This window comes from Gemmatimonadota bacterium (genome assembly GCA_016720805.1).
Taxonomy (GTDB): domain Bacteria; phylum Gemmatimonadota; class Gemmatimonadetes; order Gemmatimonadales; family GWC2-71-9; genus Palsa-1233.
This window is the reverse complement of the sequence record JADKJZ010000013.1, coordinates 1-23,951: the sequence shown is the minus strand read 5'-3', so window position 1 is coordinate 23,951 and position 23,951 is coordinate 1. Positions and strand designations below refer to the sequence as shown.

The window sequence follows — 23,951 nt, the reverse complement described above, 5'->3', positions numbered from 1 at the left end:
GACCTCGACCTTCATCGGTATCAAACGCTGGAGAACTGGTACATCCGGGGGTCAGTGCCCGCGTCACGGCCACGATCACCGGTGCGGCGAGGTCCCCATCGCGCGACCACCGGTCCGCGGAGCCAGGCCGCGAGAAGGCGCACGGCGCCGAGCCAGCCGCTCTCGCACTAAAAGACGACGACCACGCCTTCCGCCTTGTAGAAGGCCATCTTCTCGACCGCCGTGAGCAGCATTGTTTGGATTCCGACCGCACAGCGGCGCTGGGGCCGGCCGCGTGACAGATGACCACGCGCTCCAGCGAACCCAGTTCCGCTTTCCGTCCGACGCCGCACGCCATTCGTCATCGCGGCGATGTCGATGGCCGCCGGCGGGGTCGAGAGGATCGCCATGCCGGCCAGCTTGCCGCGATAGCGCTCCATGTCCTGCTTCGACTGCAGGTCGACGATCATCGCCTGCGCCACCTGCTTCCCGTCGGTGCCGGACCGTGAGCGACCGGGAGCGAGTCAGCAATGAGGAAACCTCGGTGGGGCGATGGGGGAGTTGGTACCGAAGATTGGGCGTAGAGTGGTGAGCGCCGAGGTAACCGGTGAGGGGTCACGGGGAAGAGGTCAGACTGGTCAGTGGTCAAACGGGTCGCCGATAGCCACCTGTCACGTTGTCACCTGTCACGTCTTACGTCTTCCTCCCTCTGGGTAAAACCGGCCAGGTCACTAAGCCGTCAGTTGGCGTCTGCAACTTGACGCCGAGCCTGTCCTCGACTCGCGGTAGGTGGAGAGCATCATGTAGAGCGACCGGCCCACGGCGTCATCGAGGTCACCACCGGGCCAGGTGAGGCGGGTGGCAGGGAGGCCGGGCCGAGGGCGAGACTGGTCCGGACCCCGGCGTTGGGGGAGAGGGGCGGACGGCTTGCCCTGGGCGACTTCGACCGCCACCGACGAGAGTCGCCCTCGGTGATCGCGCCGGTGTACCTGGGTGGTGCGGGCGCGGAGGCCGAGGCCGAGGGGCGTCAGTTGCGTCGTCGGGAGCGGAGGCGGTGACGGCCTGGACTTCCCTTCCGATCCCCGCCACTGGAGCGGATGTCACCGTCAACCGGGAAGTGTCGCGACGGGCGGAGCGAGACTCGCCCCACCGGCCCCGCCGCAGCGCGTCGTCAAAGGCGATCCCGGATTGACGAAGTCGCGGTAGAGGTGACGCTGCGGCGCGGGTCGAGGCCACCTGAGACCGACAACGCTCGGCCTACAAGCTCACCTGGGCCGTCAAGACGGAGAGGTGAAGGTCGCGAATGACCTCGGCCTGCCGCCTTCCATCCGCGATTGACGTCGATCTCCTGGCGGCGTAGACCGAGACCACCGCGTGTTGAGCGGTCCCGCGCAGGCGAACCCCGGTCAATCTCGCCGGCGATTGTAGGGAGCCGATGGCGCTGACCGTCGCGCCCACGGTGGCGATGCGCCCCCCGGGCGCTGTGCCGCTGCAGCCAGAGCCCGCCTCGGTGGTCGCCGCTGAGGGGGCGTAGCTGCCGCCATCCGGCATGGTGCCGACTCGTTCCACCGCCACTCCACTTGCCGCCATTCACGTCGAGGCGACGCCATCGAAGAAGTGCCGATGGGCGAGGACGGTCGCGAAACTGGCGACCCATGGCGAGACGGGTGCCGGTCGGAGAACTCTGCCGAATAAGCGCCGCCTGATAGGCGCGGGTGGCCCCCGCTGGTGTGGACGTGGCAGACGACGAGCCGCCGGTGACACTCGCGCCGTGTCCATTATCGACGGCAAGCCCCATCGATGAACCGCCGATCTGTGCGCCGTCGAGCCGCAAATCCACCGAGGGCTGCCGCAACGTGGTGCCACCGGGCTGATTGATGGTGAGGTAGCGGAGTCCGACCCGCCCGCGCACTGGGGACCGACGAGTCCCCGCACGCGTGACGGGCCGGCTCCCCGCGGCGGTGAGCGTGGTTGGCACCTGTTCCACCACGACGGGCACGAACGAGACCGAGTCGCCCACCGTGATCGCGCTGTTACTCGCGTGACGGTGCAGGCGGTGCGCCTCGAGGAGACGAAGCTCGCGGAGAGTTCGCCGACGGTCTGTCCGGCGCGTACCACTGTGAAGATCGTCCCTTCCTTGACGCCCTGCTTGCTGCCGGGACCGAGAGATAAATGGTCGCACCGTTGACATAGGTCACCGCCGCCCAACTCCGGGGAGTGACCGATGGCGGAGGCGTGACCACGGCCTTCGCGGGGACGGCCGCGGTCTTTGTCGGTTCCCTTGGCGGCGGAGGTCGGCGGGGCTTCGGCGCACTCTTCGGGGTCGACTTCCCGGCGCCGTGATCTGCGTGCGCTGAGGCACGCTGAAGGCAAGCCGAGACCGATGATCACCATCGCCACCGCGCCCGTTTGGCTCCATGCGTTGCTCGCGATCGACCCCGCGGGTGACAGGAGTAGCAGGCGGTCGCGACGTACTGGAGCCGTTGCCCCGTCCGCGGTGTTCGGAATCGGTGCTCGTGCGCGAAAGGCAGCCCGGAGCTCATGCAGGTGTAGACCGCGTAGTTGCCCGGGGCCGTGTGGCAGGTGGCACAGCTCGCCCAACGGCCACGGTGATTGCCCGAGTAGATCGGGAAGTACGGGCCGTCGATCGAACGTCGCCCTGCCAGCGCGTCGTGGTGTGGCAGGTGGCACAGGTCGTCGGGGAACGCGACCCCGAGAGCACGGATTGGTCGCCGAGGTGTAGTCCTGCTGGTGGCAGGAGATGGTAGGTCGCCGGCAATGCGATAGACGTTGTTCCGGTGGCACGAGGCGCAGGTGGTCGTGACGTGCGCGCCGGTCAGAGGGAACGCCGTCGCCATGGTTGAAGGTCGCCCTCCCACCGCGTCGTCGTGGTGGCAGGCGTGCAAGTCGTCGAGAAGCCGGTTACGCGGCGTGGCGGCGTCGTCGTCCCACCGAAATCCGTCTGGTGGCAGGAGATGCAGGTCGTCGGTTTGCCATGATAGACACCGTCGAAGTGACAGCTCGCGCAGCTCACTGGCCCGGTGCGCTCCGGGTGAGCGGAACTGGGTGGTGCCGTGATTGAACGTCGCGCCGAGCCACTGCGGTGGTGGTGGGCAGGTGGTGCAGTCGGTCGAGAGCCTGCCGCCGCGTGGGCGGAAGGGTGCGGGTCGCATCGTAGTTGGTGCGGTGGCACGACACGCAGGTCGTCGGCTTGGTGGCGTAGACCCCATCGGCATGGCACGACGCACAGGTCGCCGTCAGGTGGCCACCGGTCAGCGGAAGCGGGTGGTGCTGTGGTTGAACGTCGCATTCTGCCACCGGGTGGTGGTGTGACAGGTGGTGCAGTCGGTGAGTTGCCTGCCGCGGCATGTGCCGCGTCCGCGTCCCGTCATAGTCGGTGCGGTGACACGAGACGGCCAGTCGATTGGCCGCGGTAGACGTTGTCGGCGTGATATTTCCGCGCATGAGGCCGCCCGGTGACCGCCGGTCAGCGGGAAGCGCGTGGTGCCGTGATTGAACGTGGCGTCCTCCCACCGGGTCGTGGTGTGACAGGCTAACGAGCCGGTCGCGAAGCCCGCGGCGGCGTGCGGCGGCGTGGTGGTCCGCGTGAAGTCGGCCTCGGTGACACGACAGGCAGGCCGTGGGTTTGCCCCGGTAGACCCCATCCGCGTGACACGGTGCACAGGTCGCCGTGAGGTGGCCACCCGTCAGCGGGAAGCGGGTCGTGTTGTGATTGGACGCCGCACCGAGCCACTGGGTCGTGGTGTGGGCAGGTCGGTGCAGTCCGTTTGAGTACCCCGCAGCCGCGTGGGTCGGCGTCCGGGTGGCGTCGTAGTTGGTGCGGTGACACGAGATGCAGGTGGTCGGCTTGCCCCGGTACACACCGTCGGCGTGACACGAGGCGCAGGTCGCCGTGAGGTGGCCGCCGGTCAGCGGGAACTGCGTCGTGCTGTGATTGAAGTTGGCGCCGAGCCACGGGGTCGTCGTGTGGCAGGTGGTACAGTCGGACGAGTAGCCGGTGTGCCGCGTGCGCCGGCGTCCGAGTGGCGTCGTAGTTGGTGGGATGGCACGACACGCAGGTCTGCGACTTGCCGCGATACACGCCGTCGGCGTGGCACGAGACGCACGTCGCGGTCAGGTGGCCACCCGTGAGCGGGAACTGCGTGGTCGAGTGGTTGAACGTCCCGCCCTGCCACCGCGTCGTGGTGTGGCAGGTGGTGCATTCGGTCGAGAAGCCCGCCGACGCGTGCGGCGGCGTCCGGGCTTGATCGAAGCCTGCCGGTGGCACGAGACGCAGGTCATCGACCGGCCACGGTAGACGCCATCGGCATGGCACGACGCGCAGGTGACCATTGCGGTGCCCGCCGGTCAGCGGGAAGCGGGTGGTGTTGTGATTGAAGCCCGCGCGAGCCATGCTGTCGAGTTGTGGCGGCTGGCAATCGGTGGAGTAGCCAGCGGCGACGTGCGGGGCACCGTCGTGCGGTCGAAGTTCTGCCGGTGACAGGAGACGGAGGTCATCGACTTGTTCTTGTACACGCCGTCCGAGTGACACGAGGCGCAGGTGAGCGGCTGCGTCCGCCGGTCAACGGGAAGCGGGTCGTCGTGTGATTGAACGGTGTGCTGAGCCACCGTGTCGTCGTGTGGGCAGGTGGCGCAATCGGTCGAGAAGCCCTGCCAGGCATGCGGCGGCGTCTTGGTCTGGTCGAAATTGGGGCGATGGCACGGACACGCAGCTCGTGGCCTTCCCTGAAGACGCCATCGGTATGGCAGGCGGCGCACTGCGTCGCCCGGTGCCCACCGGTCAGCGGAACGTGGTGGTGCTGTGGTCGAACGTCGCCCCGCGCCACACCGTGGTGGTGTGGCAGGTGGTACAATCGGTGGAGAAGGCGGCCGCGGTGTGCGCCGGCATCCTGGTCTGGTCGAACTGCGACCGGTGACACGAGACGCACGTCGTCGGTTTGCCGCGATAGACGCCGTCGGCGTGACAGGTCGCGCACTGGGTCGCCTGGTGCGCCCCGGTCAGCGGGAATTGGGTCGTCTGGTGGTCGAACGGGGCACCGCGCCACGCCGTCTCGCTGTGGCAGGTCAGGCAGTTGGTCGGGAAGCCGGCCGCCGAGTGCTTCGGCGCAGCCGCCTTGTCGTAGTCGGCCTTGTGGCAGCTGATGCAGGTCGACGGACGATTCGCGAACTGGGGCTGCCTGGCGCTGGTCGGCGTGACACGCCCCGCAGGCGGTCGCCACGTGCGTTTCGCGGAGCGGGAACTGATTTTCCTCGTGCAGGCGGGAGAGCCGCGCCTGGTCGGTGAAGCTGCGCGTGGTATGGCATCGCGCGCACTGGGTGCCGAGCTCGCTGCGGTGGACGTCCTGGTGGCATGAGGCGCAGGTCGCCTTGGTCTTCGAGAACTCCAGCGTCGTATGGCAGGCGGTACAGGTCGCCGTCGCATGCGCCCCAACGAGCGGGAAGGTCCGCTCGGCGTGCCGGAAGGTGGCGGCGATCCGCACCGGCTTCCACCCCTCGACGGTGGCAGGTGGCACAGGCCCCGATCGCCGGACCGTGCGGATTGGCGCCGGACTGCGCCGGGGCGCGGCCGACGAGCAGCGACAGCAGCACCACGGCGGCCGACAGGCCGCGCGCAAGACGCGTGTCATTGCACCCTCCGGCCGGCTTGGCCTTGTGACAACTCTCGCAGCTCGTGGCGACGGGGCGGTAGATCACCCGTGCGGTTCCACCCGACCTGCTCGGTGCGATGACACTTGGCGCAGGGAACTGCGGCATGCGCCCCGTGAGCGAAAAACGCTGATTGCCGTTCATGATCGAAGCGGAGCGCCCCGACAAAGCGATCGCTGGTGTGGCACGCCTCGCACCGGCCCTTTGTCGGGGCGCGCGTCGAATTGCGTTCCGTGCGGCGTCTGATGGCAGCTGGCGCAAGTGGTGCCCTTGGCACGCCCAGCGCCACCCGGGCCATCGTGCTGGACGCCCTGACGAGCGATGCCCGACCCGTCGCAATCCCGCTCGACGCCGGCAGTCCACTATGGCACCCGCGACAGGGGACCGCGCGATGGGCGCCTTCGAGGGCAAACGAGAACCGCGCATGCGATTCCATCCCGATCGTCGACGGACGGAACGCCGTCGCCGAGTGGCAGTCGCCACACGTGAGGGTCGTGTCGCGACGGCGCGTCTCGCCCGCGATGGCGTGCGGATCGGCGTGGCACGCCGCACACCGCGTCTCCTTCAGCTTGAACTGGAGGCCCGCGGTCCTGAGCGCCGTCGTCTTCGCGAGGGCCGGCAACCTGCTGCGGGACGCCGAGTGACAATCGGCGCAGGCAATCGCCGCGTGCCGTCCCCTCGAGGGGCAGCGTCGTCGTGCTGTGCGTGGCCCGATCGTACCGGAGCTCCTTCCATCCGAGATCGCTGTGGCAGCTCTCGCACGCCGTCCCGGGGAGCTGTGCGCCGTGCGCATCGACGTGGCAGGAGGTACAGGTGGCGAAGGCGACTCGCAGGTGCGTCACGCTGGCCGACCCCGGCGCCTTGGTCGCCTTGTGGGCAGGAGGCGCAGGGGGGACCACGCGATGCTTGCCGCCGAGCGGGTAACGCGCCGTGCCGTGCTGGGCCACGGTGAAGGTCGATGGGGCGAAGCCTCGACCCGATGGCAGGCGGCGCAGTCGACCACCGCGCCTGCCAGCGTGGTTTCGCCGGCATGCCGGTCGGCATGACAGGCGGTACAGGTGGTGGAGACCGGCCGTGGCTTTCGCCATGTCCCGCCCGGGTGACATGCGTCGCAGCTCACCTGGCGATGCTTGCCAAGGAGCGGGTAGCGAGTCAGCGAGTGGTTGAAGCCGCGACGATCCAGCACATCAAACCCTGGGTAACGTGACAATCACTGCACTTTGACGACAGCCGCCCCTTGTGAGGGTCGGCGGGCAACTCGAGCATCCGGCGTACGGGCAGGGGGCGGCGGTACAGGGGTTCCGCTTCCCAGTGGCATCCGGTGTAATACGGAGTGTCGGCGGCGCGGGGCAGGCGTTGCAGGTCACCTGCCCATGGGCCCGGGTCAAACGATATCGGAATTCATGTGATCGAATTTCGGGGCCGGATCCCATGCATCCGCCGTGTGACATTTCGCACTTCGGGCCCAGCGACTTCTGGTGCGGGTCGTCCGTGGCGTGGCACGACGCGCAGGCTGTCTCCAGTCCCATCCACCTCGGGGATCTCCTTGCGGGGGCGAGATGAGCGCCGCCGGTCGGTCCGGTAGTTCGCCACGTGGCACTTGGCGCAGGCGAGCGGTGCATGCTTCCTCCAGCACCTACCCCGCGCCGCGATGATCGAAGCGGTCGCGGCCGCCCGCCGGCCAGGGCGATCATCGCGAATCTGGGCGACCGGCATGGTCCGGATGGCACGAGGCGCAGCTCTTCCCCGACGTCTTCGCCTCGCGGGCGTGGTACCTGCGTCCCCGCGACACCAGCAGCGTCACTTCCTTGTGGCAACTCAGACAGAGTCGTGGCATCGCGTCCCTTCGAGGGGCCATGGCACTGCGAGCACTTGGTCGCCCTTCAAGCGCCTGGGTGCGCCTTCGCGAGCGGACCCGGTGAGATCTGCGCCTCCACTCGGCCCGGCAGCACCAGGACCACCAGCCCGAGCCACCGAAGCCAGCGCAATCAGCCTACCTTCTCGACGTCACGAGGAATCGGCACGTCCTTCTGCACGATGCGCACGCCGATCTGTTCGAGGAATGCGAACGGCGCATCGCCACCGATCCGGATCACCACATCGTCGTTCGGGAGGATCATCGCCCTGGACGGCCCCTCGAGGACCGCCACGTCGGCGCGCACCTCGCGCAGCTGCGTCTGCAGCAGCAAGGTGATTCGCCCGGCCGCCACCGCCCGATCGAGCTTCTCCTGATTCCGCGGCTTGATCCGCGGGAACGATTCGCCACGGTAGGAGAGATGCACCGTGGTGCCATCCTGGTTCCCGAGGCCGACCGCCGATTCGATCGCACTGTCGCCGCCGCCGACCACGAGCACTCGACGCCCGGTGAACTGCTCCATCTCGACGATCTCGTAGACGACCTTGTTCAGCTCTTCGCCGACCACGCCGAGCTTCCGCGGTGAGCCGCGGCGCCCCATCGCGAGCACCACGCGGCGCGTCCGATAGCGGCCGGCCGACGTCTCGACCTGAAGAGCGTCCCCTCGGACGTGACCTTGAGGACGCGCTCGCCGGTCCGGACCTGGAGCCCGCTACTGTCGACAATGCTCTCCCACGCGCGGAGCAGCGCCTCCTTGGAGGTGTCCGCCACCCAGAGGTTGCCGTAGAGCGGCATTTGAATCGGTTCCGCCAGCAGCAGCTTGTGGCGCGGATACTTGCGCACGCTTTCCGAGAGCTCCCCCTGCTCGACCATCACGTACTTGAGACCGTTGCGGATCGCCTCGACGCCGGCGCTCAGGCCGGCCGGACCGCTGCCGACGATCAGCACGTCGACCGCGTCGCGCTCGTCGGCGGTGGCCGGGGTCAGCGTCGCGGCGATGTGCTCGACCGCCAGGCGCCCCTCATTCACCGCGTTCTTGATCAGCCCGCGCCCGCCGAGCTCGCCGGACGATGTAGAGCCCGGGAGGTTGCTCCTCGAAATTGGCATTGACCAATGGGACGAGACCGGTTCACCGCCGCGCCCGTCGTCACCAGGATGCCGCCGACCGGGCAGGCCGCCACGCATTCGCCGTGGCCCTTGCAGAGGGCGTCATCCACCACCGCGAGCTTCTGTGCATGGTGATCGCGCCCGGCTCCGGGCAGGCGTCCACGCAGGTGCCGCAGCCGACGCAGACATCGGCACGGACCATCGCCTTCGGCTCACCGCTCCCGGCCGCAAGCTCCCCCTCGACGACCGGTGCCGACACCAATTCGTAGGCCTGCTGCGGTGCACCGCATTGACGGCACCGCATCGCCCCGACGTGGAGCGCCGTTGCATGCGGATGGCGAGCCCGGTGATCAGCACGAAGGCGAGGAGGGTGGCGGGGGATTCCATGGTCGCGGCCTAGTACCGCACCACGCCGACGGCGAGGACGACCACGATGTGGATGATGACCGCAACCATCGCCGTCACCGCGAAGGGACGGTGGGCCACGCCAGAACCCGAAGACCCGATGGGTGGCCTCGAGCATGCGCGACTGCTGCTCAAGCGACATCTCTTGCGAGGCCAGACGCACCGCCTCGCCGAGGGCAGCCTTGCTCAGCGGCCGCCCGGCCGGCGCGACTCCCGCCCACCGGCGCTGCAAGTCCGCGGTGCGACGCCACCGCGTGAGATCGTCGGCCAGCAACCGCAGGAAGATCTTGCCGAGGCTCTGCTCAACCCTCCACCGGCGCCCCGACCGCGAGGGTGCGTTCGACCACGTCGACGCCGAGTCCGGTTGTCTCGGCCAGCTCACCGATCAACTCGCGGCGCCGACCGGCAACTTCTTCACGCGTCAACTCGACGCCGTTGCGAGCGCGTGGAATCCGGACGTAGAGGTACCGGCCGATCACGCCGCTGGCGATCACGACCATCATCGAGAGCAGGGCCGAGACCGATCACGCCATCGGCGCGCCAGGTCGCGTGAATCGCCAGCAGGAGGGGCATCGCCAGCGCCGTGGCGACGTGCACGTCCATCCATTTGCCGAGCGAGCCGAGGAAGGCGAGGCGCTTGTACTTTCCGGAGCGGGTAGAGCCAGAGGAAGATGAAGATCGCGACGGCGATGATCCCGGCGGTCAGGCCGACGGTCCCCGACGGACGGAGCATGGCATGCCAAGGGTGGCGAACCCGGAGGGCCATCGGCTCCAGATAGTACGGGGCGCCGATCAGGTTGACGGCAGCCAACGGCAACGCCACCCCGAAGGTCCACCCCCAGATCTTCCAACGACCCCGGCGGGCGGCGTCGGCGGCTGACTGCTTTGGCGTCGGCCGAACCGCGGTGCTGGGTGCAGCATCGACCGCCGTCGATACTTGAGGCGCCCGGACCAGTTCAGGCTGGCGGGGCATCTCGTAGGCGGTGCAGTTGGCGCGCAGGTTCGGTCAGCCTTCCCTCAAGTCGTGCAGCGAATCGGCAAGTGGTTCCGCGGGGACATCCTATCCGGTCGGATACGGATCTCACAACCCGGCAGTATCGGAATCGGGTGCATTCTTTGTACACTTGTACGTATTGCAGATTGCGGGCCGAATCTCAGCCTGCCCCTTGAATGATTCAAGCCAATCACTTGATGCGGCGGAGGCCCATTGCAGCACTCATCCTCAACATCCTGTCCCCACTGCGGCGCATCGGTCCACGGAAAATTCTGCGAGAGCTGCGGCATGGCGACCGCCGAGTCAGCCTGTCGGCAATGCGGCATCGTGGCGCCGCCGGGTACGAAGTTTTGCGCGAATTGTGGGACGAGTTTCGGTGGTGACGCGCAACCGTTCGCTGCCGACACACCGAGCGTGGTCACCTCGCGTCGGACGCCTGGGTGGACCATTCCGGCGATGATCGGAGTCGCGGCGATTGCAGCGTTGGGGTGGGGCCGCCTCGCGTCCCAGTTCGACCGTCACCGCTGGCGCGGATCCGACGCCGAGCGGTGCCGTGGCATCGGATGGCACCCCACCGGATCTCTCGAAACTCAGTCCCGAAGAGCAATTCCTGCGATTGGCCGATCGGATTCAGGCGTCGGTGCAGTCGGGCGACACGGCCACCGTCGTGCGATTCTTCCCGATGATGGAGCAGGCGTTCACGAATCTGCCGACGGCCGTCCGAAACAACGATCTGCGCTTTCACCTCGCCTTGCTGCGCGCGCAGGTCGGTCACCTTCCCGGTGCGGTGGCGCAGGTCGACACCATCGTGGCGAGTGCCAAGAATCACCTCCTCGTCGACTACCTCCGCGCACTCATTGCGGACTATCAAGGGAACGTCGCGGCCGGGCGTGCAGCACGACTCGCCTTCCGTCAGCACTTCGACGCCGAGGTCGCGATCAAGCGTCCCGAGTATTTGGCGCACCGTACGCTGCTCGACGACTTCCTGAAGACGACCCCGACGAAGTGACGGGCGATGATGCGAAGGGCTGATCAATAGGTGACCAACAAACTGTATTAAAAATTGACACTTTTATCGGCCTGGCGAGCACCAACTCTCATCAGGCCGGTTCTCGTTCCCTCCGGCTAACTTCGGATGACCCCCCTCACCGCGCCCCCTGCCCGGTAGTACCCTTCCACCATGATCCCTGCCCACGAAGCCCTCGCCCGACTCCAGGCCGGCAATCGCCGTTCAACACCAGCGTCGGTGGCGCGCCGGTGCTCCACCAAGCCCGTCGCGCGGAGTTGACGGAAGGTCAGGAGCCTTTCGCCATCATTCTCGGCTGCGCCGACTCCCGCGTCCCCGCCGAGATCGTCTTCGACCAGGGACTCGGCGACCTCTTCGTCATCCGGGTTGCCGGCAACATCGTCGCCCCCTCGCTGGTCGGGAGCGTGGAATTCGCGGCCGAACGGTTCCACACCCGGCTGGTGGTCGTCCTGGGCCATTCGCAGTGTGGCGCGATCGTGGCCACCATCGAGGAGCTGCTGCACCCCTCGCCGAGCTCGACCCACTCGCGCAACATCCGGGCGATTGTCGACCTGGTGCGGCCGTCAGTCGAGTCGCTCCTCGACACGCCGCTCGCCCACGACCACGACGCCCTGGTGGCCGAGGCGGTCAGGGCCCAACATCCGCGCCTCCGCCAACCATCTGCGACACGGCTCGAGATCCTGGAACAGTTGATTCGAGAGGATGGCCTGCTGGTGGTGGGCGCCGAGTATCTCGCTGGAGACCGGGGTGGTCACCTTTTTCGATGGGGTGCCGGCATGACCCGCCGGACCACCTCATTGATCCTCGACGCACTCATGCTCGTCGCGTTCATCGCCCTGATGGCGTGGCGATTGACCGGCGTGCCCATCCACGAGTGGTTGGCGGTGGCGTTGCTGGCGACCATCGTGCTGCATCTGGTGATCCACTGGGAGTGGGCGCTGACCCGATTGGCCAAACTCCTCCCTGCGGGGAGGCCCCGGCCATCGCTCTCCCTGCTGCTCAACGTGGCGCTCTTCCTGGCCATGGGCGTGGCGCTGGCGTCCGGCTTCTACATGTCGAAATCGATCTTCGGGAATCATCTGACCAATGCGCGCTACGGGATGTGGCACGAGCTGCATGAGTCGTCCTCGACGGTCACGCTGATCATCCTGGGGCTGCACGTGGCGCTCAATTGGGACCTGATCAGCAACGGGGTGCGGCGCGCCCTGCGAGCGCGGCAGGCGGGCGAGTCGTCCAGCCAGGGCGAGCCGCTCCTGGTGCGCCCCGTCCCGCGGATCTTCTGGATCACCGTGGTGTCGGCGGTGCTGGCGGTGGTGGTCTGGGGCGGCGGGCAGGTGATGCCGGAAGAGGGCGGCGAAATGGAGCTCCGCACGGCCGACGGGCAGACGGAACGGCGCGGACCGCCGCCGGACATCATGAAAATGCGACCGGGGACCGATCGCCCGAATCTTCCGGACGGTGGCCCCCGCTTTCTTCTGGAGTCGGTCTTCGTGCTGGGCGTCGCGGTGGTTGGGCGCCGGGTACTGAAGCTCAAGCTCGACTGAGGACTAGCCCTTCCGACCGCTGGCGGGATCGCCCCGATCGGCGATGATCCCCGGCTCGCTCCCCATGTGCTCACCCAGCCACGCCAGCAGCTGGCGATCGATCTCGGCCTCGTCCTGATCGGCCAGTTCCGGCATCACCGTCCACCGCTTGCCGGCCGCCATCAGCGCCCAGGTCGGCGGGACCTCGGGGTGCACGCGACGGATTGGCCCGCTGCCCCTCGCAGGTGACGAAGTGATACTCGCGGCCACCGTGGGTCAGGCGACGCTGCAGGGTCTTGTAGGCGCTCATTCGGGCTCACTCGTGCCGGGGACGAAGGACGGCAAAGTGGCCGCAGGGGAAAACTAAGCGGGGTACCAGGAATCGAGCCTCGACGGCGGATTCGCCCCGCCACCGCTGGCGCGTTCTTCGGAGCCGGACTTATCCTTTAGCTCTCAACCCTCTCCGGCCCGAGGCCTCCAGCTTGGCCGATACCACCTCGAACGACTGCAGACCCACCTCGCCGATCGCTATGCGTTCGAGCGGGAGCTTGGCAAGTGGGGGCTGGCCACGGTCTTCCTGGCCCGCGACACGAAGCACGAACGCAAGGTGGCCGTGAAGGTGCTCCACCCGGACCTTTCCGCCTCGATCGGCGGCGAGCGCTTCGAGCGCGAGATCCGGGTCGCCGGGCGGCTGCAGCACCCGCATCCTCGGGATGTACGACTCGGGGTCTCCGACTGGGCCTGCTCTACTACGTGATGCCGTTCGTCGAGGGAGTCGCTCCGCGACCGCCTCGACCGCGAAGGCCAGCTTCCGTCGAGGATGCGCTGCAGATCACGCTCGAAGTGGCCGACGCCTCGAGTACGCCCACAAGCAACAGGTCATCCACCGCGACATCAAGCCGGAGAACGTCCTCTCAGCGGTGGCCACGCGCTGGTGGCCGACTTCGGGATCGCGCGCGCGGTCGAGGATGGCGCCCAGCAGCTGACGCAGACTGGCATGGCCCTCGGCACGCCGACCTACATGGCACCCGAACAGGGGATGGGCGAGAAGGTCGGCGTCACCGCCGACATCTACTCTCTGGGTTGCATGCTGTTCGAGATGCTCGCGGGTGAGCCGCCCTTCAGCGGGAAGAATGCCTCGGCGATCCTCGCCAAGCATGTGATGGAGCAGGTCCCGTCGCTCCGGATCATCCGTCAGTCGGTGCCGGAGGAAGTCGAGTACGCGATCTTCTGCGCGCTGGGGAAGTCGCCGGCCGACCGGCCGCAGAGCGCGGCGGCGTTCGCCGAGATGCTGGTCGCCGCGCCGATGGCGGCCGGGGCGACGTCCACTCGCATGATGACGATGCGGCACACGACGGCGCGCCGTACCAACAGCGGGATGACCAGCGCGTTTGGCGTCGCCGCGCCGATGCCGGTGCCGCTCTGGAAGCGGCCGGCAGTGCTCGCCGCCGCGCTCTTTGTGGTCGCCGCCGCTGGCTTCGGGGCCTACAAGATGAGTGCGGGCGGCAACCGGCCTGCGGCGATGGCTGATGGCACCGGATTGCCGGCGAAGCGGATCGCCGTGCTGTACTTCCAGAGCATCAGCCCCGGTGACTCCCTCTCGGCACTCGCCGATGGGCTGACCGAAGCGCTGATCGAGAACCTCAACACCGTCCCGAGCATCGCCGTCATCTCGGCGGGCGGTGTCGGGCAGTATCGCGGCAACGACTCGATCGCGGTCGAGGATATCGGCAAGGCGCTCAACGCCGGCACATTGGTCAAGGGGACGCTCGAACAGCAGGGCGACAAGATCAAGGTCTCGATCCGGCTGATCGATGGCAACTCGGGCGCTGACTTCGGCGATCGGAAGAGCTTCTCGGTCGACAGTCGCAACTTCGCCGCCGCGCGCGATTCCACCGCGCGCGAGGTCGCCACCCTCATCCAGCAAAAAATCGGCAGCGAAGTGCTGATGAAACAGCAGCGCAAGGCAACGTCGAACAACGACGCGTGGTTGTTGGTCCAGCGCCGAGCGGCTGCGGAAGCTGGCAGCCGCCGCGAAGGGTGACAGTGCGCCTCATCCGCGCCCAGGCTGACACTTGCTCGCGCAGGCCGAGACGCGCTCGACCGAAGTGGCCCGACCCGATCATCGGCCGGGCGCGCCTGGCCTACGAGACATCGCGCCGCAACCAGGATCCGCTCGACGCCAAGGCGCCGATCGACGCCGGGCTGGCGCACACCAACCGGGCACTGGCGCTGCAGCCGCAGGCCCCCAATGCGCTTGAGTTGCGCGGGAACCTGCAATACTGGCGCTACCTGCTGAAGGTCGACGCCGAGAAGGAGAAGATCGACGCGCTGAAGCTGGCGGCGCGGGCCGACCTTGAGAAAGCGACCGAGCTCAACCCGAATCAGGCCGGGGCGTGGGCATCGCTGTCGCACCTCTACTACTACATCCCGGAAGTCCCGCCGCTCGACATCTATCAGGGCCGCCGAGAAGGCATGGAACGCCGACGCCTTCCCTGAGCAACGCGCAGACCGTCTTGAACCGGCTGATCCTCGCGTCGTACGACCTCGAAGACTGGACCAAGGCAAACCGCTGGTGCGACGAGATGCAGCGCCGCTATCCCGCGTCGGCGCAGGCGCCGCGCTGCCAGCTCTACCTGATGACCTCGCGCGCGAAGGAGCCCGACGTGGCGCTGGCGTGGAAGCTTGCCGATTCGATCACCGCCCTCGTCCCGAAGCCGCAGCGGTTCGAACGGTTCAAGAGCGACCTCCTCGTGGCGGCCGTGCTCACCCGTGCCAACCTGGGCGACAGCGCCAAGCGGGTGGTCGACCGGTCGCGCGGCAACCCGGAAGTCGACCCGAACCTCGAACTGCCCCAGTACGCCGCCTTCGTGAGCGTCCTTCGCAGCGACACCACCGCGGCCTGGCCAACCTGAAGGTCTTCCTTTCGAAGGAAGACGACCGGCGGAAGGCGATCCAGGCGTATGTCGGCTGGTGGTACCGGCCAATCGAGAAGGCGCCGGGATTCGAAGCTGATCGCGAACTAGGTCACAGGGGTGACACTGGCGCAACAGCATTGCGGGACCTCCCGCTGTGGCGTATATCAATCGCCATAGGGGAGTAGTAGGGTGACTCGGCAGGACCACATCGCCAAGATCCCCGATGATCCTCCCTCCTGTATTTCTTCCGGAGGCGATGTCTCGTGTGACCTGGTGCCGCTCCTCGCGGTGACATTACTGGCGAGTGCATGCGGTGATACCGCTTCACTTCCCGACACGCCCGCCCGCGCGGTGCCGCACAGCGGCATTGCCGCGGGCCTCTCGCCGTGCACCTCCGATCCGGCGGTGATCCAGGCGGCGCTCTCGAGCGGCTTCACCTCGCTGGCGAGCACCTTCACCGCCACGAGCACCTGGAACGCGATCGTCCAGGCGACGAACGCCAACAACCCGACCCTCGCGAAGGCGAAGGCCTTCGAGTTGGTGGACTTCCTCCTGCTGCAGGACTCGCTGCACCTCGTCGCCCACTCCCCGGCGGCGCTGGCAACGTTGATGAACCAGGTCTTCTGCTATGTCGGCATCGACGCGGGCATCGCGAACCCCGGGAGACCTGGGTGGTGCACGTCGGCGATCCGGTCACGACGCTGATGACGCAGAATGTGCAGAGCGGTGCGCAGTTCCCGTCCGATGCAGTGGTCGAGAATACCGTCGTCACGGTCAAGCGCGTGACCGATCTCAGCGCGCTCACGACGCCGCTCGACAAGTACCCCTTCATCTATGAGTGGACGGTCTCGCCGGCGCAGACCCTCAAGCCCGGCACCAAGGCGATCATCGGCGTCTGTCCGAATCCCGCCGAGTTGACGAACGTCCCGGCGAGTGAACTCGACGCGCTGCTGGCGAGGCTCGTCCTCGGCCACCAGAAGGATGCGAGCACCTTTGAAGTGCTCCCCCGCGTGGACCTTCCTCCCGAAATGGCGCTCGCCTGCGGCGCGGTCACGTCGGCGGCGATGCCCTCGACCTGGGGCGGTCGTGCCCCTCACCACGCTGGCGAGCATGATTCTCCCGGCCCCTCTCCGCGGCCCGGCGCCTCGCCGGCGGCGGCATCGGTGGGGCGACCAGCGAGTTCTCGCCGTTCGAGCCGGTCGATCCGCAGCTGTTCGCCTCGGGTGGCGTGGGCGGGTCGACGAGCGAATTTGTCCGCGACGCCCTGCTCGTCACCACCATCGACGGCACCGTCGGCACGACGCGCGGCGGGTCTGGCCTCCCAGCGTCACGGTCAAGACGCGTCTCGGCACCTGATTCCCGGGGTGATCGCCGCGTGGAACGCCGCGCCGTCCACGGTGGCGCCGTACAGCGCCAAGCCGGGCAACGCCACGGTCTGCGGCGCCGATGCCGCCACCAACGCGGCCGGGACCGCGGCCGTGAGTTGCCTCAACTTCGGCACGACGTCCGCACTTCGTACGGCCTACACGAAGCTGACCGTGGCACTCACGCCACCGGCCGACCTCGACCCGGATGTGATCGAGTTTGTCCCGGATGCGCCGGGCTGGCTGATCGCCACGTATGGGGCGAGCAACCTGGTCTTCACTCAACCGGCCGCGGGCAGTTACAGCGCCGGTGCACTGATTCCGGCGCGCGTCGAAGTGCGCTCCGATCTGGGCACGATCGTTCCGACGGCATCGACGCCGGTGACGCTGTCGCTGAACAAGAACAGCTTTGATGGCGGCGGCACGACCAAGGTCACCAACACCGTCAATGGTGTGGCCACGTTCAGCACCACGATCCTGCAGTCGGCCACGGGCTACCGATTCGCCGCCACTGCCACGCTCGGCGATGCGGGCGTGGTGACGAGCACCACGGGGAGCAACCTCTTCGACGTTCTGCCTGGGACCGCGTTGCGGTTCGTGGCGGTCGGTCCCACGGCGTATGACAAGGTCAACGACGGCCCGGTCAGCCCGACACCGACCGTCCGGGTCACCGATCAGTTCAACAACCCGCAGATTGGTGTCCCGGTCTTCTGGACGCCAGGCGGCGCCATGGGCGCCACGGTGAACGGTGCACCCTCGACCACCACGACCCTCACCGGAGCCGACGGGAGTGCCTCGGTGGCCTGGGTACCCGGCGAAGGGGACAACCAGCTTCGCGCCTCGCTGCAGGCGGCACCCGGGGGCGCGGAGGTGTTCTACACCGCGACGCACGCCGCCGACTTCACGACCATCAACGCCTGCAACCCGGCCGCCTCGCGAGACGACATCGCCGCGTATTACGTCACCATCCCCGGTCCGGTGGGTGGCAGCGGACTGGTGCATTCGATCGGCCTCTACCTCTCGGCCGAGGAGAGCCCTGGGCAGACCGGGCCGATCGCCTACCCGATGACGCTGGTGGCCGAGCGCGTGGTGAAGAATGCCACGACCGGCGCACCGCAGACGCAGTCATTCAGCGCCTCGGCCGTCGCGTTCCTGGGAGGCGACACTGATGCCATCAGCGGCATCGATCGACTGGTCACCTTCCAGTTTGCCATCGGCCCGCTGCCGAATGCGCAACTGGTGACGCGAAATCGTCAACCCGAGCTGGTGCTCCGCTTCCAGTTGCCGAATGGTGGCTATGGTCGGCGCATCAACTTCAACGGTGGTCCCTGCGCGCCGGGCAGGAACTGCTCACCTCCGCCGGGATGCTCCGCCACGCAATCCGCGCTGCCCTTCCCGAGCGCCTCGCTTTTCCGGAAGAGCGTCGCCATCATCGTGCGCGGCCGCTTCACCACGGACGAGGAAGATCGCCGGTTGGGGCGAGCACGCTAACGGCGCCGCGCCACACCGCTCAGAGTTTTACCACCGACGCGGACCAGCTTGCCTGGTCCGCGTCGCTTTTGTGCATCGCCCCGACGTGGACGATGACTTCGGTCCCGGTATGGGTGATCGAGAAGCGATCCATGTTGCGGGTGGCGCGCCCGGCGATGAAGGTGCCGTCGGGCTGGTAGCGCGACTTGTGCTTCGGGCACTGGAATTCGTGCTTGGCATCGGTCCACCGCAACGCCGTCCGCTGGTGCGGGCAGGAGAGGTTGAACGCCCAGACGCTGCCCTGCCAGCGCACCAGGATCACCTCGTTCACCTTGTCGATCTGCACGCCATCGGCCGCCGGCACGGGGTAGGTCGGATCGGCGCCGACACGGCCGCTGGCCGCCACGTCCCGCGGCCGCATCGTCGCGGCCAACTCGGCCGGGATGCCGGCCAGGAGCAAGGCGCCCATCGCGGCCAGGCCGATCTCCTTCAGGAATTCCCGGCGGGGCCGGGTCAATTCGCAGCCTTCGCAGGCGGCGTCTTCGTTGGGGCCAGTACTATCGCTCACAAGAACCTCATGGCAGGACAATGGTGGACGGCCAACTGCAGTGCAGCGCACTCACGCCGCGTTGACGAGCACGACTCCGACGACGGCGGTGCTGACCCAGAGCACGAGTGAGAGCCAACTCACGAGGCGCAACGTGCCCCAGCGCGCCTCGGTCGGATCGACGCGGAGCCGCCGCTCGGCGCGAAGCATGACGAGCCCGTTGACCGAGAGGAGCACGACCAGCGCCAGCTTCACCAGAAAGGCGGGCGACGCCGCGAAGGTCTCGACGTCGGAGGCGGCAAGCGCCACGCCGCTCGCGAACAGCGCCGCCAATCCAACCATCACCGGCCGGTGCACCGACTGCAACTCGTCGAGCATCGCCATCCGGTCGGCCGTGTCGCGCCGCGTCGTGCGCAGCGTGAGTCGGTCCGCCGCGACGGCGAAGCCGCCGCCAAGCAGCATCGCGACGACGTGCACCGAGGTGACCGCGATCTCGGTCAGTCGGGAATCGCCGTAGAACGTCTGCCAGGGCGCGCACCAGCGGATGAGCGTGTCGATCAGAGTCGTGAGCATCAATCCTTCCAGAGCCACATCATCACGGTGGAGGCGGTCGCGAGACTCATCGAGGCGATGGCGCGCGTGCGGTGCGTCCGCGCCCCGGCATCGGATTCACGCGCCCCCTCCGCCGCCGCGGCGGTCCACAGGAATCCGGCATCGGCCGCGAGCATCGTGATGGTGTGGAGCCACTTGCGTGTCCGGCCCGAGGGATCCTTCCGCGACTCGTAGAGATTCCACCCACCCGTGACGGTGTTCACGGTGAAGAGCACCCCGAGCCCGGCCGCCACCGCCGAGTGCGCACCACGCGCACTCGATCGGCTCCCACCATCCTCACCACCCTGGTTCAACCCGTTGCGCTGATCACGCAGCAACTTCTCGCCGAGAAAGTATTCCGCGGCGAAGAGTGGCAACTCGGCGTAGCTGGCGAGTCGATGGATCTTCAGCCGGACGGCGTATGCGTCGCTGTATTCGATCGCCCGGAGGCGACCGGTGTCCGCAGGCGCCTGATGAATGCCGACGGCAAGCGAGGCCACGCACGCGCCGCACTCACTGGGAGGCAGCGTCGACGAGGCGAACTGCTGCGCCGCGAGCGACACCGTCGAGGTCGACGCGATCGCAAGAAGGAAGGCAAACCTGCGCATGAGCGACTCCAGAATGTCAGCGCGATTCGAGCATTACCACGGCGGCGAGACTCACACGCTGTTGTGCAATCACTACCAGTGACGCCCGATCGGCAACCGGCAACACGGGCGTGTAATGGGGACCGTTTCAGTCGCCGAAGCACTCCACTGGCATGCCACGGGAGAGATCACCGGGTCGCGATGGTCACCCCGGGCGGTTGCGATCCGCGGGCCATCCGAGCAATTGTCGCAGCGCCGTCAGCACCGAGGTCGTCGGTCCCTTGCCCAGGTCGAGCGCGTGCACGGTCGTGCGGAGCGTGGCGAGGTCGGGGTGCCTGATCGCCAGCAATTCGAGGACGTTTCCGCCCACCAGGATTGTTCGCCGCTCGGCCTGACACTCGAGAAGGCGGTACTCGCGTCGCCAGCTTCGCGCCGGGAGGACGCGCACCTCGGGAAGCTGCTGGGCAAGGAAAGCGTGGAAGTCATCCACCGTGCGGATGGTCGGGCATGGCCGCGGTGGATCGCATTGCCACCCGGTGCAGAGTTCGGCGATAACCGGTGGGGACAGCGGGAGCGGGAGCCGCCGAACCGTTGCCCAGGCCTCCATGCCACTCGGCTCGGTGGCCATCAGCCGCTTGACATCCACCCGGTCCTGCCGGAGCTTCACGAGATTCGTGGAGTGCCGCGTCAGCAGGTAAGTCTCGGATCGCATGTAGCCACCACCGCTCGGCTGCGCGTGGCGAAGCGCCTGATGCCAGCGTCGTGGAGATTGGTCGAAGCTCTGCCAGGCCCATTGGGCCGTTTCGTTGTCCTCTGGTGGAGCCTCGCCGGCGGGGTCGCCGGGCGGTTCCGTCTCGCGAAGGGACATCTCGGCGCTCCCGCGCAGCGAGGGTCATTCGGACCGGTACAGGGCCGGAAGGTGCACCATCGCACCGGAAGGGAGGATGGGCCGGGGATGAAGGTTTCTTCAATCATCACGGCACGACCGCAGCGACCCGCGACCAGAAGGACGGCGCCCACGAGCAATTCCGGCAAGCAGGAAGGCGAACGGATGGAGGGGCTGGTGCTCGCGGGACTCGCCCTCACCTCGGAGGCGTCCCTGGAGGGCGTGCTCCACCGCGTGGTCGCGATCGCCGCGGAGGTGATCGGCGCCCGGTACACGGCGATCGGTGTGCTCGCCCCGGACGGCCTGGTGCTCGAGCGCTTCGTCACGCATGGCATCAGTGACGAGGAACGGGAAGTGATGGGCGCGCCGCCCCGAGGCCATGGCGTCCTCGGCCTGCTGCTCCGGGAAGGGCGCCCGATCCGCCTCCCGGACCTGGTCCGCCACCCCGATTCCTGTGGCTTTCCCCCGCACCATCCGCCGATGCATTCCTTCCTCGGCGTACCGATCACCGGTCGGCGCGGGATCATCGGGAATCTCTACCTGACCGAGAAGCAGGGTGGCGACCAGTTCAGTGCCGACGACGAACACGTCGCCATCCTGCTCGCCGCGATGTCGGCGGCCGCGGTGGAGAATGCGCGGTTGCATGAAGAGAGCGCCCGGCTGCTGGACGAGGTGCACCAGCTCCAGCGGACTCGCGAGCGGTTCTTCGCGATGGTCAATCACGAATTGCGCAACGCACTCGCCGCCGTGTATGGCTGGTCAGAGCTGTTGGTCCGCAAGCAGGATCGTGCGACGGCTCCGCGAGAGGCATTCGAGGTGTATGACGCCGCCCAGCAGGCCATCGACCTGATCAGCGACCTGCTCGACCTGAGTCGACTCGATGAGGATCGCCTCAAGCCGGTGGTGCGACGTGTCGACGCGGTCGCGCTGGCCCACCGGGCGACGGGACGGGCGACACCCGCGGCCAGTGCCAAGTCGATCCGGCTGGCGATGGAGCTTGCGGATGACCTGCCCACGATCGAAACCGACGCCAGCCGCGTGGAACAGATCCTGATGAACCTGCTCACCAACGCCATCAAGTACAGCCCCGCCGAGACCATGGTGCGGCTCTCGGTGCGTCCCGAGGGCGCGATGGTCCGCTATCTGGTCGAGGATGAGGGGCCCGGCATCCGCGAGGAGGAAGCCGAGCGGATCTTCGACGTGTATGTGACCACTGCCGAAGGGGAGAAACAGGGGGTCGGGCTCGGCCTGCCGCTCTCGCGACGATTGGCCCGCCTCCTGGGCGGGGACCTCGACACCGTGCCCCGTGCGGGCTGCGGCTGCTTCTACCTCGACCTCCCGACTGTTCGGAAGTCCCCATGACCCGGAGCGCCCACCGATGAAGCTGCTGGTTGTGGAAGACGAGCGAAAGGTTGCCTCCTTCATCAAGCATGGGCTCGAGGAGGAGGGGTACACGGTGGATGTCGCGGTCGATGGGGAGGAGGCGACGCTGCTGGCCCATGTGGGCGACTATGACGCAATCCTGCTCGACGTGATGCTGCCGAAGAAGAACGGCGTGCAGGTGGCGATCGAATTGCGGCGCGAGGGCCGCACCACGCCGATCCTGATGCTCACCTCCCGCGACGCCCCGGAGGACGTGGTCCGCGGGTTGGACGCCGGGGCGGATGACTATCTCTCGAAGCCGTTCCGCTTCGACGAGTTGCTGGCACGACTGCGGGCACTGACGCGCCGGGGCGGAGCACAACGACTCGACATGCTTCAGTACGACTGCGTGGGAATGGATCGACTGCAGCACCGCGCCACCGTCCACGGGACGACACTCGACCTCACGCCGAAGGAGTTCCAGTTGCTGGAATTCTTCCTGCTGCACGCCGAAGAGGTGATCCGCAGGACGACGCTGCTCGAAAAAGTCTGGGACCTTCACTTTGACCCCGAGAGCAATGTGGTCGATGTCCACGTGGGCAACCTCCGGCGCAAGCTGAACGAAGCGGCCGGCGTGCCGCTCCTGCAGACGATGCGCGGCGTCGGGTTCCTGCTTCGTCGCGAAGCGGTGGTGTCATGACGGCGCCGGGCGTGGCCCAGCCCAATCGTCGTCGCTTCTTCCGGCGACAACTGCTGCACTCCGTCGTGTCGTTCGCCGTGCTCGCCTTCTCGCTGGTGATCGGCATGGTGGGCTACCGCCACTTCGAGCGGATGAGCTGGCTCGACGCCTTCCTGAACAGTGCGATGCTGCTGGGCGGGATGGGGCCCGTGGCCGTCGAGCTCTCCGAGCCCGGCAAGCTCTTCGCAGGGATCTACGCCCTTTATTGCGGTCTGGTGGTGATCGCCGTGACCGGCCTGCTGCTCGCCCCCGGGGTCCACCACCTGATGAAGAAGGTCGACTGGGAGGACCGCGACATCTGAGTGCGCGGTCCCTCCCCCTTCCGTAGGTTCTTCTCCTCCCGCACTTCCGGTCCTTCTCCGAGGCTTCCGTGCGCCACCTGCTCCGCACTCCCCGCCTGTTTGCCCTGGCCGCCCTCCTCCCGACGCTCGCCACTGCCCAGCAGCGCCCGGCCATCGACACCACCGCTTGGCGCGGCCTCCAGTGGCGAATGCTCGACCGGCGCACACTGGCCGGATGACCTGGTCGTCGGCTCGGTGCGACCGGAGGAGTACTACGTCGGCACCACCGGCGGAGGCGTCTGGGAAGACACTCGACGGCGGCAAGAGCTGGAACCCGACCACCGACGACTATTTCGGCGGCACCATCGGCGCAGTGGACCTCTTCCGCGGCAACCCCGACATCGTCTGGGCCGGCGGGGGCGAGACGCCGATCCGCGGCAATGTCTCCCACGGCGATGGCGTCTGGAAGTCGCTCGACGCCGGCAAGACGTGGAGCTTCATAGGCCTCGGCGAGACGCAGTACATCTCCCGCATCGTCACCCACCCGACCGACCCGAACATCGCCTACGTCGGTGCGCTCGGGCATGTCTTCGGGCCGAACAAGGAGCGCGGCGTCTATCGCACCAAGGACGGCGGCAAGAGCTGGCAA

The 23,951-nt window shown here is 67.6% G+C and carries 26 protein-coding genes and 2 pseudogenes; 15 read left to right on the top strand and 13 right to left on the bottom strand.

Annotated elements, in window-relative coordinates; all coding sequences use genetic code 11:
• Positions 1 to 167 precede the first annotated feature (167 nt).
• On the bottom strand, positions 168 to 449 hold the full coding sequence (locus IPP98_10180) for a hypothetical protein (protein ID MBL0179475.1): 282 nt from the start codon (positions 447 to 449) through the stop codon (positions 168 to 170).
• Positions 450 to 4,715: 4,266 nt separating this feature from the next.
• Here IPP98_10180 and IPP98_10175 point away from each other — a divergent pair.
• Both IPP98_10175 and IPP98_10170 read left to right on the top strand, forming a co-directional pair.
• Entirely contained in the window at positions 4,716 to 4,916 is a 201-nt protein-coding gene (locus tag IPP98_10175; protein MBL0179474.1) for a hypothetical protein, read from the top strand.
• A gap of 225 nt (positions 4,917 to 5,141) precedes the next feature.
• Positions 5,142 to 5,354: a hypothetical protein gene (locus IPP98_10170; protein MBL0179473.1), complete on the top strand. Its 213-nt coding sequence runs from the start codon at positions 5,142 to 5,144 to the stop codon at positions 5,352 to 5,354.
• Positions 5,355 to 7,336: 1,982 nt separating this feature from the next.
• On the opposite strand, the gene IPP98_10165 is transcribed toward IPP98_10170, so the two are convergent.
• The 6 genes and pseudogenes from IPP98_10165 to IPP98_10140 form a co-directional block, all read right to left on the bottom strand.
• Entirely contained in the window at positions 7,337 to 7,483 is a 147-nt protein-coding gene (locus tag IPP98_10165; GenBank protein ID MBL0179472.1) for a hypothetical protein, read from the bottom strand.
• A gap of 151 nt (positions 7,484 to 7,634) precedes the next feature.
• Positions 7,635 to 8,162 (bottom strand): annotated as a pseudogene (locus tag IPP98_10160) (NAD(P)-binding domain-containing protein).
• Complete coding sequence (locus IPP98_10155) at positions 8,051 to 8,608, bottom strand: NAD(P)-binding domain-containing protein (protein ID MBL0179471.1); 558 nt, start codon at positions 8,606 to 8,608, stop codon at positions 8,051 to 8,053. Before IPP98_10155 ends, IPP98_10160 begins: the two are co-directional and overlap by 112 nt.
• 40 nt (positions 8,609 to 8,648) lie before the next feature.
• Positions 8,649 to 8,912 (bottom strand): 4Fe-4S binding protein, encoded by a 264-nt coding sequence (locus IPP98_10150; protein ID MBL0179470.1) that lies wholly within the window; start codon positions 8,910 to 8,912, stop codon positions 8,649 to 8,651.
• 403 nt (positions 8,913 to 9,315) lie between these two features.
• Positions 9,316 to 9,516: a hypothetical protein gene (locus IPP98_10145; GenBank protein MBL0179469.1), complete on the bottom strand. Its 201-nt coding sequence runs from the start codon at positions 9,514 to 9,516 to the stop codon at positions 9,316 to 9,318.
• A complete protein-coding gene (locus IPP98_10140; protein MBL0179468.1) occupies positions 9,513 to 9,986 on the bottom strand; it encodes a hypothetical protein in 474 nt (157 codons plus the stop codon). Before IPP98_10140 ends, IPP98_10145 begins: the two co-directional genes overlap by 4 nt.
• 496 nt (positions 9,987 to 10,482) lie before the next feature.
• On the opposite strand from IPP98_10140, the gene IPP98_10135 reads away from it, so the two are divergent.
• From IPP98_10135 to IPP98_10125, 3 genes and pseudogenes are all read left to right on the top strand, one after another.
• Entirely contained in the window at positions 10,483 to 11,016 is a 534-nt protein-coding gene (locus tag IPP98_10135) for a hypothetical protein (GenBank protein MBL0179467.1), read from the top strand.
• 171 nt (positions 11,017 to 11,187) lie between these two features.
• Positions 11,188 to 11,814, top strand: a pseudogene (locus IPP98_10130) (carbonic anhydrase).
• Complete coding sequence (locus tag IPP98_10125) at positions 11,811 to 12,578, top strand: DUF4405 domain-containing protein (protein MBL0179466.1); 768 nt, start codon at positions 11,811 to 11,813, stop codon at positions 12,576 to 12,578. The pseudogene IPP98_10130 and the gene IPP98_10125 overlap by 4 nt, the downstream one beginning before the upstream one ends.
• Before the next feature lie 3 nt (positions 12,579 to 12,581).
• Here the strand turns inward: IPP98_10125 and IPP98_10120 are convergent, their stop codons facing one another.
• Both IPP98_10120 and IPP98_10115 read right to left on the bottom strand, forming a co-directional pair.
• A complete protein-coding gene (locus tag IPP98_10120) occupies positions 12,582 to 12,773 on the bottom strand; it encodes a hypothetical protein (protein ID MBL0179465.1) in 192 nt (63 codons plus the stop codon).
• A gap of 223 nt (positions 12,774 to 12,996) precedes the next feature.
• Complete coding sequence (locus tag IPP98_10115) at positions 12,997 to 13,263, bottom strand: hypothetical protein (protein MBL0179464.1); 267 nt, start codon at positions 13,261 to 13,263, stop codon at positions 12,997 to 12,999.
• 228 nt (positions 13,264 to 13,491) lie between these two features.
• Here IPP98_10115 and IPP98_10110 point away from each other — a divergent pair, with 228 nt between their 5' ends.
• From IPP98_10110 to IPP98_10090, 5 genes are all read left to right on the top strand, one after another.
• A complete protein-coding gene (locus IPP98_10110; GenBank protein ID MBL0179463.1) occupies positions 13,492 to 14,601 on the top strand; it encodes a protein kinase in 1,110 nt (369 codons plus the stop codon).
• A 2-nt stretch (positions 14,602 to 14,603) separates the two neighbouring features.
• Positions 14,604 to 15,056 carry a hypothetical protein gene (locus IPP98_10105; GenBank protein ID MBL0179462.1) on the top strand — a complete coding sequence of 151 codons (453 nt, stop codon included), beginning with the start codon at positions 14,604 to 14,606 and terminating at the stop codon, positions 15,054 to 15,056.
• A 17-nt stretch (positions 15,057 to 15,073) separates the two neighbouring features.
• Positions 15,074 to 15,472 carry a hypothetical protein gene (locus tag IPP98_10100; GenBank protein ID MBL0179461.1) on the top strand — a complete coding sequence of 133 codons (399 nt, stop codon included), beginning with the start codon at positions 15,074 to 15,076 and terminating at the stop codon, positions 15,470 to 15,472.
• A gap of 192 nt (positions 15,473 to 15,664) precedes the next feature.
• A complete protein-coding gene (locus tag IPP98_10095; protein MBL0179460.1) occupies positions 15,665 to 16,180 on the top strand; it encodes a hypothetical protein in 516 nt (171 codons plus the stop codon).
• A complete protein-coding gene (locus IPP98_10090) occupies positions 16,147 to 18,330 on the top strand; it encodes an Ig-like domain-containing protein (GenBank protein MBL0179459.1) in 2,184 nt (727 codons plus the stop codon). The genes IPP98_10095 and IPP98_10090 overlap by 34 nt, the downstream gene beginning before the upstream one ends.
• 19 nt (positions 18,331 to 18,349) lie before the next feature.
• Here IPP98_10090 and IPP98_10085 read toward each other — a convergent pair whose 3' ends face one another.
• From IPP98_10085 to IPP98_10070, 4 genes are all read right to left on the bottom strand, one after another.
• Entirely contained in the window at positions 18,350 to 18,877 is a 528-nt protein-coding gene (locus tag IPP98_10085) for a Rieske 2Fe-2S domain-containing protein (GenBank protein ID MBL0179458.1), read from the bottom strand.
• A gap of 51 nt (positions 18,878 to 18,928) precedes the next feature.
• Positions 18,929 to 19,429, bottom strand: a complete 501-nt coding sequence (locus tag IPP98_10080; protein ID MBL0179457.1) for a hypothetical protein — start codon at positions 19,427 to 19,429, stop codon at positions 18,929 to 18,931.
• Entirely contained in the window at positions 19,429 to 20,055 is a 627-nt protein-coding gene (locus IPP98_10075; protein ID MBL0179456.1) for a hypothetical protein, read from the bottom strand. Before IPP98_10075 ends, IPP98_10080 begins: the two co-directional genes overlap by 1 nt.
• Before the next feature lie 184 nt (positions 20,056 to 20,239).
• Entirely contained in the window at positions 20,240 to 20,902 is a 663-nt protein-coding gene (locus IPP98_10070) for a hypothetical protein (GenBank protein MBL0179455.1), read from the bottom strand.
• 87 nt (positions 20,903 to 20,989) lie between these two features.
• On the opposite strand from IPP98_10070, the gene IPP98_10065 reads away from it, so the two are divergent.
• From IPP98_10065 to IPP98_10045, 5 genes are all read left to right on the top strand, one after another.
• Positions 20,990 to 22,282 (top strand): GAF domain-containing protein, encoded by a 1,293-nt coding sequence (locus IPP98_10065; GenBank protein ID MBL0179454.1) that lies wholly within the window; start codon positions 20,990 to 20,992, stop codon positions 22,280 to 22,282.
• A 16-nt stretch (positions 22,283 to 22,298) separates the two neighbouring features.
• Positions 22,299 to 22,982, top strand: coding sequence for a response regulator transcription factor (locus tag IPP98_10060; protein MBL0179453.1), 684 nt, complete (start codon positions 22,299 to 22,301; stop codon positions 22,980 to 22,982).
• Positions 22,979 to 23,323, top strand: coding sequence for a hypothetical protein (locus IPP98_10055; GenBank protein MBL0179452.1), 345 nt, complete (start codon positions 22,979 to 22,981; stop codon positions 23,321 to 23,323). Before IPP98_10060 ends, IPP98_10055 begins: the two co-directional genes overlap by 4 nt.
• A gap of 68 nt (positions 23,324 to 23,391) precedes the next feature.
• Positions 23,392 to 23,541, top strand: a complete 150-nt coding sequence (locus IPP98_10050) for a hypothetical protein (GenBank protein MBL0179451.1) — start codon at positions 23,392 to 23,394, stop codon at positions 23,539 to 23,541.
• The coding region (locus tag IPP98_10045; protein MBL0179450.1) for a hypothetical protein at positions 23,538 to 23,951 on the top strand (414 nt) is incomplete at its 3' end. The genes IPP98_10050 and IPP98_10045, both read left to right, overlap by 4 nt.

Coding starts and splice junctions, on each gene's coding strand:
- IPP98_10180 (MBL0179475.1), bottom strand. CDS start 449: ATGATCGTCGACCTGCAGTCGAAGCAGGACATGGAGCGCTATCGCGGC.
- IPP98_10170 (MBL0179473.1), top strand. CDS start 5,142: ATGCAGGTCGACGGACGATTCGCGAACTGGGGCTGCCTGGCGCTGGTC.
- IPP98_10165 (MBL0179472.1), bottom strand. CDS start 7,483: ATGCCACGACTCTGTCTGAGTTGCCACAAGGAAGTGACGCTGCTGGTG.
- IPP98_10155 (MBL0179471.1), bottom strand. CDS start 8,608: ATGCCAATTTCGAGGAGCAACCTCCCGGGCTCTACATCGTCCGGCGAG.
- IPP98_10150 (MBL0179470.1), bottom strand. CDS start 8,912: ATGCGGTGCCGTCAATGCGGTGCACCGCAGCAGGCCTACGAATTGGTG.
- IPP98_10145 (MBL0179469.1), bottom strand. CDS start 9,516: ATGATGGTCGTGATCGCCAGCGGCGTGATCGGCCGGTACCTCTACGTC.
- IPP98_10140 (MBL0179468.1), bottom strand. CDS start 9,986: ATGCCCCGCCAGCCTGAACTGGTCCGGGCGCCTCAAGTATCGACGGCG.
- IPP98_10125 (MBL0179466.1), top strand. CDS start 11,811: ATGACCCGCCGGACCACCTCATTGATCCTCGACGCACTCATGCTCGTC.
- IPP98_10115 (MBL0179464.1), bottom strand. CDS start 13,263: ATGCGGGTGCTGCAGCCGCCCGGCGACCCGGATCTCGCGCTCGAAGCG.
- IPP98_10080 (MBL0179457.1), bottom strand. CDS start 19,429: ATGCTCACGACTCTGATCGACACGCTCATCCGCTGGTGCGCGCCCTGG.
- IPP98_10075 (MBL0179456.1), bottom strand. CDS start 20,055: ATGCGCAGGTTTGCCTTCCTTCTTGCGATCGCGTCGACCTCGACGGTG.
- IPP98_10070 (MBL0179455.1), bottom strand. CDS start 20,902: ATGTCCCTTCGCGAGACGGAACCGCCCGGCGACCCCGCCGGCGAGGCT.
- IPP98_10065 (MBL0179454.1), top strand. CDS start 20,990: ATGAAGGTTTCTTCAATCATCACGGCACGACCGCAGCGACCCGCGACC.
- IPP98_10060 (MBL0179453.1), top strand. CDS start 22,299: ATGAAGCTGCTGGTTGTGGAAGACGAGCGAAAGGTTGCCTCCTTCATC.
- IPP98_10055 (MBL0179452.1), top strand. CDS start 22,979: ATGACGGCGCCGGGCGTGGCCCAGCCCAATCGTCGTCGCTTCTTCCGG.